Origin of the sequence: Roseibium album, assembly GCF_001404515.1 — a bacterium.
GTDB lineage: Bacteria > Pseudomonadota > Alphaproteobacteria > Rhizobiales > Stappiaceae > Roseibium > Roseibium album.
The window spans coordinates 38,032-50,401 of record NZ_CXWE01000010.1; the positions used below are offsets into that span (position 1 = coordinate 38,032).

At 57.7% G+C, this 12,370-nt stretch carries 16 protein-coding genes; 11 read left to right on the top strand and 5 right to left on the bottom strand.

The annotated features are described in order from the left end of the window. Positions 1-9 precede the first annotated feature (9 nt). Positions 10-897: a LysR family transcriptional regulator gene (locus LA5095_RS27390; protein ID WP_055120921.1), complete on the bottom strand. Its 888-nt coding sequence runs from the start codon at positions 895-897 to the stop codon at positions 10-12. Positions 898-994: 97 nt separating this feature from the next. Between LA5095_RS27390 and LA5095_RS27395 the strand changes: the two genes are divergently transcribed. Continuing rightward, positions 995-1,465 carry a c-type cytochrome gene (locus tag LA5095_RS27395; protein ID WP_055120923.1) on the top strand — a complete coding sequence of 157 codons (471 nt, stop codon included), beginning with the start codon at positions 995-997 and terminating at the stop codon, positions 1,463-1,465. 20 nt (positions 1,466-1,485) lie between these two features. Further along, positions 1,486-2,046 (top strand): luciferase domain-containing protein, encoded by a 561-nt coding sequence (locus LA5095_RS27400; RefSeq protein ID WP_055120925.1) that lies wholly within the window; start codon positions 1,486-1,488, stop codon positions 2,044-2,046. A 93-nt stretch (positions 2,047-2,139) separates the two neighbouring features. Here the strand turns inward: LA5095_RS27400 and LA5095_RS27405 are convergent, their stop codons facing one another. Both LA5095_RS27405 and LA5095_RS32830 read right to left on the bottom strand, forming a co-directional pair. Continuing rightward, positions 2,140-3,015, bottom strand: a complete 876-nt coding sequence (locus LA5095_RS27405) for a homocysteine S-methyltransferase family protein (protein ID WP_055121113.1) — start codon at positions 3,013-3,015, stop codon at positions 2,140-2,142. Positions 3,016-3,086: 71 nt separating this feature from the next. Further along, positions 3,087-3,251, bottom strand: a complete 165-nt coding sequence (locus LA5095_RS32830; RefSeq protein WP_158510446.1) for a hypothetical protein — start codon at positions 3,249-3,251, stop codon at positions 3,087-3,089. On the opposite strand from LA5095_RS32830, the gene LA5095_RS32525 reads away from it, so the two are divergent. Then, positions 3,231-3,623 carry a multicopper oxidase domain-containing protein gene (locus LA5095_RS32525; RefSeq protein WP_055404479.1) on the top strand — a complete coding sequence of 131 codons (393 nt, stop codon included), beginning with the start codon at positions 3,231-3,233 and terminating at the stop codon, positions 3,621-3,623. The genes LA5095_RS32830 and LA5095_RS32525 overlap by 21 nt on opposite strands. Positions 3,624-3,639: 16 nt before the next feature. Here LA5095_RS32525 and tcuB read toward each other — a convergent pair whose 3' ends face one another. Further along, complete coding sequence (tcuB, locus tag LA5095_RS27420) at positions 3,640-4,707, bottom strand: tricarballylate utilization 4Fe-4S protein TcuB (protein ID WP_055120930.1); 1,068 nt, start codon at positions 4,705-4,707, stop codon at positions 3,640-3,642. Further along, a complete protein-coding gene (tcuA, locus tag LA5095_RS27425; RefSeq protein ID WP_055120932.1) occupies positions 4,697-6,082 on the bottom strand; it encodes an FAD-dependent tricarballylate dehydrogenase TcuA in 1,386 nt (461 codons plus the stop codon). Before tcuA ends, tcuB begins: the two co-directional genes overlap by 11 nt. A 79-nt stretch (positions 6,083-6,161) precedes the next feature. Between tcuA and LA5095_RS27430 the strand changes: the two genes are divergently transcribed. From LA5095_RS27430 to LA5095_RS27465, 8 genes are all read left to right on the top strand, one after another. Then, positions 6,162-7,088, top strand: a complete 927-nt coding sequence (locus tag LA5095_RS27430) for a LysR family transcriptional regulator (protein WP_055120934.1) — start codon at positions 6,162-6,164, stop codon at positions 7,086-7,088. A gap of 359 nt (positions 7,089-7,447) precedes the next feature. Next, positions 7,448-8,002, top strand: coding sequence for a Pvc16 family protein (locus LA5095_RS27435; protein WP_029064967.1), 555 nt, complete (start codon positions 7,448-7,450; stop codon positions 8,000-8,002). Continuing rightward, complete coding sequence (locus tag LA5095_RS27440; RefSeq protein WP_055120936.1) at positions 7,999-8,748, top strand: hypothetical protein; 750 nt, start codon at positions 7,999-8,001, stop codon at positions 8,746-8,748. Before LA5095_RS27435 ends, LA5095_RS27440 begins: the two co-directional genes overlap by 4 nt. Before the next feature lie 277 nt (positions 8,749-9,025). Next, positions 9,026-10,567 (top strand): phage tail sheath family protein, encoded by a 1,542-nt coding sequence (locus LA5095_RS27450; RefSeq protein WP_055120940.1) that lies wholly within the window; start codon positions 9,026-9,028, stop codon positions 10,565-10,567. A gap of 27 nt (positions 10,568-10,594) precedes the next feature. Then, positions 10,595-11,026, top strand: a complete 432-nt coding sequence (locus LA5095_RS27455) for a phage tail protein (RefSeq protein WP_029064965.1) — start codon at positions 10,595-10,597, stop codon at positions 11,024-11,026. 10 nt (positions 11,027-11,036) lie between these two features. Next, positions 11,037-11,486 carry a phage tail protein gene (locus tag LA5095_RS27460; protein ID WP_029064964.1) on the top strand — a complete coding sequence of 150 codons (450 nt, stop codon included), beginning with the start codon at positions 11,037-11,039 and terminating at the stop codon, positions 11,484-11,486. Between the two features lies 1 nt (position 11,487). Next, positions 11,488-11,658 (top strand): hypothetical protein, encoded by a 171-nt coding sequence (locus LA5095_RS32835; RefSeq protein WP_158510447.1) that lies wholly within the window; start codon positions 11,488-11,490, stop codon positions 11,656-11,658. Between the two features lies 1 nt (position 11,659). After that, the gene (locus LA5095_RS27465) at positions 11,660-12,367 is read left to right on the top strand and encodes a CIS tube protein (RefSeq protein ID WP_055120942.1); all 708 of its coding nucleotides are present in this window, start codon (positions 11,660-11,662) and stop codon (positions 12,365-12,367) included. Positions 12,368-12,370: the final 3 nt, after the last annotated feature.

A 12,370-nucleotide genomic window follows, 5' to 3' on the forward strand; every position in this document is an offset into this window, starting at 1 on the left:
GCAACGGGCCTAGGTGATCACATTCAACTGCTTCGTGTCCGCCGCCAGAGCGCTGGTGAAAAATCCCAGAAGTGCTTCTATGTTTCGCTGTTGCCTGAAGTCCTTGTGCGTCGCCACCCAGATGCCGGTTTCCGGTTCGCCTCCGATGGTTCCAAACGGCACGAGCTGATCGGTTTTCTGTCCGACGAAGGCAGGCAGCAAGGCAAGGCCAAGCCCCTGTGCCGCGAGGGCAGCAAGCATCAGAAAGCTGTCTGCGGAGAATTCGAACCGGGTCCCGACGCTGGAAAGTTGCCATTCTCCGACAGTGGATTTCGCGAAGTCCGGGGCGACACCCAGCCATTTGTGTTCGCTGATGGTCAGATCCCGGTTTCTCTCCAGGTATCCCGAAGCTCCAAAGGCACGGAATTCCACGGATCCGGCTTTCGCCCCGCTGAGTTCCGGTGGCAATTCGGTTCCGGGTCTTATCAGGATCTCCGCACCGGAGAGCGACAGGTCGATCGGATCATTTGATACGGCGATTTCGATGTTGATGTTGGGATGAACCTCTCTGAGAGCAGCCAGGTAGCCCGGTAACAGCAAACAGGCGATCGCGTCGGTGGTGGCAAGGCGAAAGGTTCCTTCTATGCCCTTGGATGTTGATGTCAGACTTCTCCTGATCCGGGCGGAAGCATGATCCATCAGCTTGAGCGAAGCCAGGAGTGCCCGCCCTTCCGGACGCAGCCGATATCCGTCATTTCTCCGGTCGAACAATTTGACCTCGCTGGCGGCTTCCAGCAGAGCGATCCTTCTCAGGACTGTGGCGTGGTTCACACCGAGCACGCGTGATGCGGCCGACAGTGACCCCTGGTCTGCAACGGCATGGACATATTGAAGGTCATCCCATCGTATCCTGTGCATCAGTGCACATCCTTTCGTGTCAAATTTGAGAATTTACCCGTCTATCTAATCATGAGATGTAGATGGTGTTCAATTTTGCACAGCAAAGGAGTGACCGATGAAATACGGATTCAAGTTGGTCTGCGCGCTGGGATTTGTCGCCGTCGCCGGCATGAGCACATCCGTTGCCGATGGACATTTCGACAATGCGATCAAGGCACGCAAAGCGGTCATGACGCTATATGCGTGGAATTTGGGACAGTTGGGCGCGATGGCCAAGGGCGAGATCGAATACAACGCCGAGGCCGCCGAGATCGCCGCGGAAAACATCAGGATCCTGGCAACCATGAACAATGGCGCGGTATGGCCGCAAGGATCTGACAGTACGGCATTGCCAGGAAAAACCCGCGCGAAGGTCGAGGCCTGGACCACATACCCGGAAAGTGCCGAGATCAGCAAAACCCTGGCAACGGCAGCCATCGCCATGAGCGAAGCCGCAGGCACCGGTCTTGAAGGTGTCCGGGCCAACATCGGAGCGATTGGTGGTGCGTGCAAGGAGTGTCACACCAAATTCCGCGAGAGCGAATAACAGATCCGGGTCTGTCGACAATGAAAGCATGGACAAAGTCGGGACGTCTTGCCGTCTTGGCGCTTGTGATCGCCGGGTTGGCGCTGGTGTCTGCCAATGCCCGCGATACCCGACTTCCAAATAGGGACGGTCCGACACCTCGCACGACGACAGGCGTTCCGCATATCCAGATCGGCGCCAGGAATTCCCCCCGGATTTCGGAGCGTCTTTTGACACGCGTTGCGACCCTCCCGGAAGTGAAGATTCGTGCCACGGTCATTTCGCTACCGGGAGCCAGGGGGTTCTGGCTGAGTGAAACCCTCGACCTGGCGCATCCGGAAGCGATCGTCGGGGGCCGGGAATTTGCGCATCTGCACCCGGATGGAAGTCTTCATGCTTCACTGTCCCCGAAGCGCGCACGCGAAGCGGTTAAGGCCGGCTGGGCAACCATGCACCCCTGGGCAAACACACGGCCGGGCTGGGAAGGTTTTGTCCTGCTCTATACACCTAGGACTGCGGACGAGGCGGATATTGTTTTCCAGCTCGTTGTCGATGGTTACAACTATGTGACCGGCCGGAATTTTTCAGCACCGGACCTTTGATCGGGAAATGATATTCCGGCCTTGACTGCAGTTCTGTGTTGGCTTCGTTCTCCGTGTGCTTCCCGGTCTGTTGGTTGTGATGCGAGTCCCCGGTCAGCCGAATCGCCGTGAAAGTTCCTTGATGTGGTCCGGACCGACTTCGCAGCACCCGCCGACAATGGTGGCGCCGGTATCGATCCACTGGTCCACATGGTCAGCATAGGCTGATGGCGTCAGATCGATGCGCGAGGTCAGTTTCGTCACAGCGCTGCCCTTCTTCTGAAAATCTGGACTGATACCGGTAAAACCGTTGGCATAGGCGCCGAATGGAACGCCTGCATTGCCAATGCTCTCAAGCCCCATCGTTATGGCTTCGGGTACAGAGCAATTCAAAAGGATGGCCTGCGGCGGGTTCGCCGCGATTTCATCCAGTGCAGCGGCAAGACTTTCGCCGGACCGCAGACGTGTCCCGTCAGTATCGTCGACAGTCAGCGCCAGCCAGACCGGCTTGCCGTTTCCAAGTGCACCCCTGAGCGATGCCCTGGCCTGTTCGATCGATGCGATTGTCTCGATCAAGTAGACGTCCACATAGTCTGACTGGATCCGGCATACTTCGCCGTACAGCTCCGCAGATTGATCTTCAGGCGGCGCGCCGTCATGACTGTAGGACCAGCCAAGAGGGCCTACGGATCCAACAACCAGTCCCGTTCCGTGGTTGTCGCGGGAACGGCAGGCCATTTCGCAAGCCAAATGGTGCAGTTCGTCGAAGCGATCCTCGATTCCGGCAGGGTGCAATCGATCGCGGTGAATGGCATAGGTGTTGGTCGTCGCGACATGTGATCCGGCTGCGAAGAAAGCATCGTGAATGTCCCGCACCAGATCCGGCCGTTCCATCATGATCTGGGTGGACCAGAGGCCGGTGGGTTTCAAGCCGCTGCGGCGGACGAGTTCCTGACCCATGCCGCCGTCCAGAATTCTGATCGATGTCATTTCCACGGTCGCACCTTGCTAACTGTCGCCTGTCGGCAGCGGCTCCAGCATATCCTCAAAAAACCAGGCGGTCAGCTCGTTTCGGCTGGAAACACCTGCTTTCCGGTAAACGGCAGAACCCTGTTTGCGCACACCGCTCCTGTACCCGGCAGGCTGGCAACCATCAGCCGCCCCGCAAAACCGAGATAATCAACACCCGGGACTTCGTACTCGATATGGACGGGGATGAAGGTCACGGTGCCCATTCCGGTCATGCCGCGATGGACATGACCATCAACGGCTCGGCGATGGACATGAATGTCATCAACGAGCAGGTCAGGCGCGGCGTCTGGGAGCGATGGCGCATTCGCTCAAATCAGGGCGCGCATCCGTTTCACGTGCATGGGTGTTCATTCCTTGTCGAACAGATGGAAGGTGATGCCGCGACGCCTGACCAGCAGGGTTGGAAAGACACCGTCGTGCTGGATGATGACGACTGGTCGGAAATCGTTGTTCGCTTTGATCATCAGGCAACCGAACAGCATCCCTACATGTATCATTGCCACATCCTCGAACATGAAGATCGCGGAATGATGGGCCAGTTCACGGTGACTGATTCCACCGGATAGACAACCCGCAGCGTGTTTACCCCGCCGACTTTCGCTGTTCGTCCCTGATCAGCGCGGCGAGGCGGTAGAACCCATGCACCATCTTGGTATAGGGCGTCAGCAGGAAGAAGCTGAGGACGGAGCCGAGATGGATTGCCAGGAGGGCGGGCATCGCGGTGGTGCCGCCGAGCGCATAGAGCCCCAGGCCGGACAGTGCGACCAGAAAGAGCAGCAGGATGAAGCCCATCTCGCCGCCCCATGCAGAAGGTGCGCCAAGAGACTGGTCAGCCTTCAGTTTCAACGACGCCAGCCAGATCGTACCGATCACCATCAGAAGACCACCGGGGATGCCGAGCAGTTTCGGCAGCGACCAGAATGGATAGGGCGCAGGCATATCGAAGCCATAATGAAGGATCGTGCCCGCCGTGGTCGAGGCAAAGCAGAGTAGAAAGCCGTACATGACTGCCTGATGCGCAAACCGGCGGGCCTGGCTGAACCGGTCTTCATCCTCGAAATTGCAGCCATCGCCGTGTCCACCGGCAAGGTTCTTCATCTTTGCGGCGGAAGCGAAGGCATCGACAATCTGGTCGTGTGTGATCCTGCCGCCCTCTGTTGCCGTCCAGTACCGCCGGAGGCTGACGGCAATGCTCATGAGTGGAAACAGAAAGGCGGGCAGAAAGATCGCCACCATCGCTGAGTGCGACAATACGGCATAAAAACCGGAGCCGCCCGCTGACCCGAGCATCCGGAACGCAAGGAACAGAACGCCAAATCCAAGCACGGTCGCCAGCGCAATCATCACGCCGCTCTTTTGAAAGCGGCGCGCCAGCGGAGCCGGCCATGCGAAGCTTTCCCAGCTGTCCTGGCGCACTTCAGCAAGCGCTTTCGGCAGGTTCAGATCGAACTCGTGGGGTGCAGTGTACTGGCAGGCATAGTAGCAGCCCCGGCAATTGTGGCAGAGATTGGCCAGCTGGGTGAGATTGGCCTCTGAAAAGAAGCGCTCCTGGTGTAGCGCCGGGAAGACGGAACAATAACCTTCGCAATAGCGGCAGGCGTTGCATATCTCGGCCTGGCGGCGGGCTTCCCGCAGAAGATCAGTTTGCATGATTGGCGGCCTCCTGACCTGCGATGCGTCCGAAGACGGTGCCTATGGTCATTCCGAAACCGGCGAGATATCCCTGACCGAGGATCGACCCGGCCATGGTTTCGCCTGCGGCCCAAAGGTTTCGGATCGGACCGTTTTCCGTGCTGCAGCGGGCTTTTTCGTCGACCTTCAGTCCAAGATAAGTGAAGGTCACGCCTGTCCTGAGGCTGTAGCCGTAAAAGGGCGCCTCGGTTATGGGCCGTGCCCAGTTGGACTTGGGCGGGGTCAGGCCGGACGTGGTAACGCCGTCCAGTTCGGTCGGGTGAAATGTCGATGTGTCGCCGCAGGCCGCGTTGAAAGCGGTTACGGTTTCAAGCAGTTTTTCCGGCGGCAGTCCCATCTTGTCGGCAAGCTCTTCAAGCGTATCCGCCTTGACCGGTGGAAAGACCGACGGCATGAACAGGTCGAGGGACTTGGCGTCGATGACAACGTAGCCGATCTGATCCAGCTGATTGGCGATAAGGCGTCCCCAGATCGCGTATCGCTTGGGCCAGACATCCTCACCCTCGTCGTGGAACCGCTCTGCATTCTTGTTGACAACAATGGAAAATGGCACGCAGTCGAGCCGGGTGACGATACCCCCGTCGAATTTCGGTGCGCGGCCATCGATCGCGACCGCGTGGCACTGGGTCGGATCGCCAACGGACCGGACACCCTGATCGAGGAGATCCGCCAACACGACACCCCGATTGTAAGGCGTGCCGCGGATCAGGAAATTCTGTGCCGGAGGACCCCAGGCCCGGGTGAGCCAGTCGGTATTCGCCTGGAACCCGCCGGAGGCGACAATGACTGCTCGTGGTGCAAAGCTACGGTGCTGACCCTCGTGGGTGTAGTCAACCCGGCTGATCCGGTCGCCCTCGAGTTGCAGATGCGTGACATTGGCTTCGTAAAGAACGTCAACACCCAGTTTGCCGGCCGTGCGGTAGTAGGCATTCACCAGCGATTTTCCACCGCCCATGAAGAACGCGTTGGTACGCGCCAGCGAGAGGGTGCCGGACAGGGAGGGCTGGAAACGGACACCGTGGGCTTCCATCCACGGCAGGCATTCTTCGGAAGTGCGAATGGCAATCCGCGCCAGTCTTTCATCCGTCTTTCCGCCAGTGACCTTCAGAAGATCCTCGAAATACTCGTCCTCGCCGTAGGCCTCGACAAGTGGCCCCAGCGGTGTTGAGTGCATGCACCTGAAATTTCTGGTATGGCGCGAATTGCCACCCCGGTAGGTTTTCGGGGCGGTTTCCAGCACGACGACCTTCGCGCCTCTTTCCGCCGCTGTCATTGCTGCGCACAGGGCGGCATTGCCACCGCCTATGACGGCAATATCATATTCGCTGGTCATGGTGCTTGTCCTCTCGGAGCGGTCATACCAGCTGATTTATTATTTTGACTATTGTCGGTTTTCTTGAAATTAATGCGCAATGCGCATTAATTATGATTTCAACGACCTGGAGGCCTTTCTTGCAGTCATTGAAACGGGCTCGTTTCACATTGCGGCGGAGCGGTTGAACCTGTCGCAATCGGCAATCACGCGCAGGGTGCAGAAATTGGAGGGCGTGCTCGGGTCAACGCTGTTTGAACGCACGACGCGGGCGGTCAGACCAACTCTGGCGGCCAAGAGGTTGCAGGCCCGGGCCGAAGTCATGCTGGAAAGTGCGCGCGAAACCACGCTTGTCATGCGCGACGAAAGCGTTGCCTACGAGCACCAGCGCAGCGCCCTCGTCACCATCGCATTGATACCCACGGTGGTGACCTACCTGTTGTCGCCCACCCTTCGCCTGCTTCAGGAAAGTGGCATGTCGGTACGCGTGCGCCTGCTTGACCATGCGGCGAATGAGGTGGCTGGGGCCGTGTCGCAGGGTGAAGCGGATTTCGGTATCTGCTCCATCGGATCTTTGGAACCCAACACTCATTTCGAACCGCTCTTTGACGATCTCATCGTGCTTGTCCTGCCAGACGGTCACCCGTTGGCCGGGCAGGATCAGCTGACATGGTCAGATCTCAAGGCAGAGCCATTGATCCTGCCGGCAAGGGGAACCGGCAACCGGCTGTTGATCGACGAGGCGATGGCGAAAAGCCGGTTGACGGCGCAGTGGACCTATGAAGTCGGACGTTCAACGACGGCGATGGAGCTTGTCAACGAGGGTATCGGCGTCGCTTTGCTGCCACGTTCGGCCATGCTGTCTGCTCAAGGCCGGACACTGGTTTTCAGGCAGCTCCTCGAACCGGCTGTTGCGCGTCCTGTCGGCTTGCTGACCAGAACGGGCGTCGCCGACAGCACGGTCGTCGGCGCCTTCAAGGATGCCATCCGGCAAATCTCGGGCAGGCTTGGGGCTTTGTCCCTGTGAAGGGCCCTGTTTCGATCGCAAAGGGGCAATTGGCTGCCGGAATTGCGTTACAACTCAGATTGCCAATGGCCCGTATGCAGGACTTCCGGTGGCAGGCCATATTGACAAAAATGCGCCTATACAGAAAAGCTTGACACGCAGCGGATCCCGCAACCCAATTTGCAAGTAAAGCGAGCATTGTAATAAATCTTCTAGAACATTCAGTGCTACTGTTGACGTAAAGTAATTCTTGTACCTACTATTCCAGACTGACGATTTTCTATTCTAATACATTTCTGATCGCCAATTTATGGCGAGGGATACCTTTGTGTTTTCAAAGGCCTTCTTGATTTTTTGGAAAAAAGAAGTGGTGCTCGACCATGATAAGTGAGGCACTCGAATTTGTCCGCCGGGAGGTGCGCGATCATCTTGCCGTGAGCGATGCGGAGGCACAACTTGAAAGTGCAAGAGTGCTCACCGAAGAAGGCTCCGAGGGACTGACGATCACCCTGATCAATGTCGAGGAAGAGGCCGCGCTCCGCAATACACCGAACATGTTTGTGGTCGATGGACTTCCGGTTCAGCGTCAGCCTTCGGTTTTCATGAACCTGTATCTTTTGTTTGCCTTCGATTTCCCGAATTACGGCACCAGCCTGTTCAATCTTTCAGAGACAATCGCGCTGTTTCAGGACCGGCGAATATTCACGACGGCGGACGACAGGACCGACAATCCGTTTCCCGAACGCGCGGTCCAGCTCGCCTTCGATCATCACAACATGAGCTTCGAGGCGCTCAACAATCTCTGGTCGATCATGGGCGGGACGATGTTTCCCTGCGTGATTTACAAAGTCCGATTGGTCGAAATCCGCCGCGATGTTGCGGACGAAACCTTGCGGGAAATCGACACGATCGAACTGGACATGAGCGGGATATGAGTTTCATTCGCCAATATCGCCGCTTTGTGCGGGTCAGCTTCGAAGATGACGGCGGGCAGCCGGTTGATGCCTTTGACGTGCGCCTGACAGGTCACACGCGCAGGGTTCTGTCCGACCACGCCTTGATCTTCCGGCCCGGAGTCGCGGGGTTTTCAATTTACAGCCGCCGCAATCCGGACGAAGCGGATCCGCTTATCGGACCGATAACCGGGCGAACACGTCTGAGTTTCGGTCTCCGCCTGACAGATCCGCAGTTTCATGCACGCTATCATCCGGACCTGCAGCCTGCCGCCCGGCAGATCCTCCTGCACAATCTGGACGCTACAGGGACGGTGCAAACCTCCGGAGCGCTGAGCAGCGCGGCAACGGTCGAGCAGGCGGATCTTGTCCGGGTTGGAGCAGCGAAGAGTTTTCCTGTCACCCTGGATCTGACTGCCGGTGTTCCTGACCGTCTGCAGGCAAGGAACCGTTTCGACAACAGCCTTCTTGTCGAACAGGAGTTCACCGCTCCAGCCGGCCCGGTTCTGCGGCTGAACGCAGACCTGAATTCCCTGGAACATCCAGCGGTGCGCCTGACGACGCCGGTGGCAGGTGTCCTCGACCAGCTTGTCTATGCAGACGATGAAATCAGCAGCAGCGGCGTTGAATTGATCCTCGATCTCTGGTGGGAGCAGCGTCAGGACGTCGTACCCACACCAGGCGGGGCTCAATTCACCGCATCCTTTCGAGCAAGGGACGGGGCGTGACAATGAAATCGGTCTGGCGGCAGAAATGGCAAAACCCCGCAGGGAAGAATGTGAAGAGCGTTTGTTCTGCCAGGTCAAGCGCACTGACACAGCAATGCAAAACCTTATTCCGTCAGTCGGATTTGTTCGCCTGGGACCCCTGCTGCAACGCGAATGGCTTGAAGATGAACCAGGTTTCTTCGCTCACGCTTCTGGCATCTGGCCAAAGCGCTCCAATCCAAATCCACTTCGTCAATGGGTCCTGACCCTGGAGTAAGCCCCCGAGAGGAACATCGCCATGACCAACCTGATGCTATCGACGCCCGGCGTGGCGATACAGGAACTTCCGTTCAACACGCCAACGATTGCGGGTGTGGCAACGGCGATACCCGCCTTTATCGGTCCGGTGAGAAACACCAACGCACCGGACGGAACGACCCTGATTGGCAGCACCTGGCGCATCAGCTCATTGCCGGAGTTTGAGGCCTTGTTCGGCATCCCGGCCGCGAGCAGCTTCAACATACGCGCCGACAAGCGCATCGACCAGAACGGAGCGCTCCTGGGGGTTGATGTCAGCTACCAGGTTGCCCCCGAACGCATTCCCACCGGGCAGCGGCTTTTTTATCACGCATTGCAGCTCTACTTCGACAATGGCGGCGGCCCTTGCCACATACGCCCGATCGATACCACCGCAAATGCTCAGGCAAATTTTGAAGACGCCATAACCGCGTTGGAAAGTACCGATGAAATAACACTCAACGTCATCGTCAATACGATCGGTGCCGACGCCGCAAACTACGGGACGCTGGCGACCGCCTCCATGCAATCCTGCAACCGCATGCAGGACCGTTTCACGATCGCGGATGTCATTGACGCCCGCCCTGGTGGAATCGTCGACAATTCGGGCATCCCCTCGACACTCGGACAGGACGTTACCACGGAGTTCCGGGACAGGGTGACGGCCGTGTCGGAGGACGTGCTGAAATATGGCGCTGCGTATATTCCATATCTCAACACGAATATGCCGGTTCTTTACCAGGCCGGAACGGTTGATATCGACGCTGCTTCACAGTTGATCACGTTCGATGCGGAGGGAAACCAGACAGGCACCGCGGATCTGTTCACCAACGGTGGTGCGGACCTGCCTCTTTCGGACGATTTCTTTCAAGGAGTCGTCGATCTGGTGACGCCGGCCAATTCTCAGCCCGGTGAAAAGCCGGTTGTCGAAGCGGTGCTCAATCTCCTGACCGGCACCACGCTGATCATGCCGCCTTCTCCGGCCATGGCGGGGATCTATGCGCGTGTTGACCGCCAGCGTGGCGTTCAGGTGGCACCGGCAAATGTCGGTGTCATGAACACGATCGGCCCGGCACTCGCGATCACCGACGAAGAACAGGGACTTTTGAACGTCGATCCAACCTCGGGTAAATCGGTAAATGCGATCCGTTTCTTTACTGGCCGGGGCACCGTGGTCTGGGGAGCTCGCACGCTCGCCGGGAACAGCGGCGACTGGAAATTCGTCAACAGGCGCCGGGCGGCAATTTATCTTGAAGAAAGCATCGGGGATGCGCTCGAGGCTTTTGTTTTCGAACCCAATGTGTCCAAGACCTGGGTCCGCGTAAAGCGCATGATTGAAGGTTTCCTGCTCAACGAATGGCGCGCGGGAACCCTTGCAGGACCGACCGCTGCCGACGCGTTTGAGGTATCTATCGGCCTCGGAACGACCATGAGCCAGCAGGACATCGTCGACGGCATCATGCGCGTACTCGTGCGTGTTGCGCTGCCGGGTCCGGCGGAAAAGATCATCCTCCAGTTTACGCAAAAGGCGCAGGCGGCCTGAGCCGTCGCATCCGAAAGGATCTGAAAAATGGTCAACTATCCGATCGCAAAATACAATTTCGAGGTCGAAATGGAGGGGTTCACCCGCATCGGCTTCACTGAAGTTTCCGGACTGGACATCGAGACAGAGGTCATCGAATACCGGGAAGGTGCCTATCCGGAACCGTCAAAGGTGCAGATACCCGGCATGAAGAAATACGGAACGGTGACCTGCAAGCGCGGCATGGTGCGGGGCGACAACGAGATCTACGACTGGTTCCAGACGATCCTGGATCCGTCAAACCGGCGCGATGTTCAGATATCGTTGCTCGACGAGATGCGCGAACCGGTTTTCGTCTGGGTGATTTCCAATGCGTTCGTCACCAAGATTGCCTCGACCGATCTCAAGGCGGACGGAAACGAGATCGCGATCGAGTCGATGGAATTCAAGGGCGATTCCATAGCTATCTCGACACCGTGAGGTTCGGATCATGGCGCTGACCCACCCTTACAACCTGCCGCTCATTCACAACTTCCGGGTGGAATTTGATTTGCCCGGAGCCGGCGATCTGGATGTCCGCTTCCGGGAGGTGTCGGGCCTGTCCATGGAGCTTGAGCAGGAGACCGTGACAGAGGGTGGTGAGAACCGCTTCGTCCACAAGGTGCCCGTGCGTGCAAGCTATCCCGATCTCGTTCTGAAACGCGGACTGATTGGCGAAAGCGCGGTCACGCAATGGATCAGAGATGCCATTCAGAACCTCGTTATCCGTCCGATCACGATGAGCGTCGTCCTCCTCGATCCGAAACTGGAGCCACTGCGCACGTTTTCGGTAGTGAACGCCTGGCCGAAAAAATGGTCGGTATCCGATTTCAATGCGGAGACAAGCGAGATCGCGGTTGAAACACTTGAACTTGCCTACGCCTATTTCCGGGAGGTTTGACATGGCAGTACAGATCAATCTGATCGAATTTCGGGGACGGATCGAGGGAAGCCCCGGGTCAAAGCCAGACAATGAGATGTCTGCGACCGAAAAGGCCACGGAACGGGAACGTGTGATATCCGCAGCGGTTTCGGAAGCCATCTCCGTCATCAGACGTCGCGAGGAACGCTGATATGCCTCCGGCTGATGGTACTTTGGTGAAACTGATGATTGTTCCCTACGAATCGTCCAAGGCGTTCGCTGACAGCCTGCCTGCCGGACCGACATTCGAGGCGCAGATCAATCCTGCCGAATATACAGACGCCGTCGAACTGGAAATGAACGCCGATGAAACGCCTCAGGGCGCTGATGGCAATGAGGCGAAGATCAAGGGTATCAAGCCCCGGACATTCACATTCGACCTTCCTCTGGAAGGTTCAGGTGTACTGAACGCGAACGGCCGGCATGGCGGGGACCTCGGGTCTTCCGAAACCCTGATCGAACGTCTCGATGCCTTTCGGGAAACCGTCGGGTTTTCCGGTGAAGTCCACAGGCAACGGTTCCTGCATCTTGCCTGGGGGCGCTTGTCCGTCACCTGCGCGCTGGAAACTTATTCTGTCAATTTCAAGCTGTTTGACCCTCAGGGCAATCCACTGCGTGCCGTCCTGAGCGCAACATTCAAGGAGCACAAGGATCCTGAAGTTCAGGAAAAGGAGAAAAACCTCGCCAGTCCGGACATCATGCATGGTCATTTGATTCACGATGGCGACACGCTTGTGAACCTGACTTACGGGGTCTACCGCGATCCGGGTCTTTACATCGCCGTCGCGGAAGTGAATGGCCTCGACACGGTCCGCAATCTCGACTCGGGATCGGACTTGATCCTGCCGCCGGTGAGGTAACGG

Coding starts and splice junctions, on each gene's coding strand:
- LA5095_RS27390 (WP_055120921.1), bottom strand. CDS start 897: ATGCACAGGATACGATGGGATGACCTTCAATATGTCCATGCCGTTGCA.
- LA5095_RS27395 (WP_055120923.1), top strand. CDS start 995: ATGAAATACGGATTCAAGTTGGTCTGCGCGCTGGGATTTGTCGCCGTC.
- LA5095_RS27400 (WP_055120925.1), top strand. CDS start 1,486: ATGAAAGCATGGACAAAGTCGGGACGTCTTGCCGTCTTGGCGCTTGTG.
- LA5095_RS27405 (WP_055121113.1), bottom strand. CDS start 3,015: ATGACATCGATCAGAATTCTGGACGGCGGCATGGGTCAGGAACTCGTC.
- LA5095_RS32525 (WP_055404479.1), top strand. CDS start 3,231: ATGGACGGGGATGAAGGTCACGGTGCCCATTCCGGTCATGCCGCGATG.
- tcuB (WP_055120930.1), bottom strand. CDS start 4,707: ATGCAAACTGATCTTCTGCGGGAAGCCCGCCGCCAGGCCGAGATATGC.
- tcuA (WP_055120932.1), bottom strand. CDS start 6,082: ATGACCAGCGAATATGATATTGCCGTCATAGGCGGTGGCAATGCCGCC.
- LA5095_RS27430 (WP_055120934.1), top strand. CDS start 6,162: ATGCGCATTAATTATGATTTCAACGACCTGGAGGCCTTTCTTGCAGTC.
- LA5095_RS27435 (WP_029064967.1), top strand. CDS start 7,448: ATGATAAGTGAGGCACTCGAATTTGTCCGCCGGGAGGTGCGCGATCAT.
- LA5095_RS27440 (WP_055120936.1), top strand. CDS start 7,999: ATGAGTTTCATTCGCCAATATCGCCGCTTTGTGCGGGTCAGCTTCGAA.
- LA5095_RS27450 (WP_055120940.1), top strand. CDS start 9,026: ATGACCAACCTGATGCTATCGACGCCCGGCGTGGCGATACAGGAACTT.
- LA5095_RS27455 (WP_029064965.1), top strand. CDS start 10,595: ATGGTCAACTATCCGATCGCAAAATACAATTTCGAGGTCGAAATGGAG.
- LA5095_RS27460 (WP_029064964.1), top strand. CDS start 11,037: ATGGCGCTGACCCACCCTTACAACCTGCCGCTCATTCACAACTTCCGG.
- LA5095_RS32835 (WP_158510447.1), top strand. CDS start 11,488: ATGGCAGTACAGATCAATCTGATCGAATTTCGGGGACGGATCGAGGGA.
- LA5095_RS27465 (WP_055120942.1), top strand. CDS start 11,660: ATGCCTCCGGCTGATGGTACTTTGGTGAAACTGATGATTGTTCCCTAC.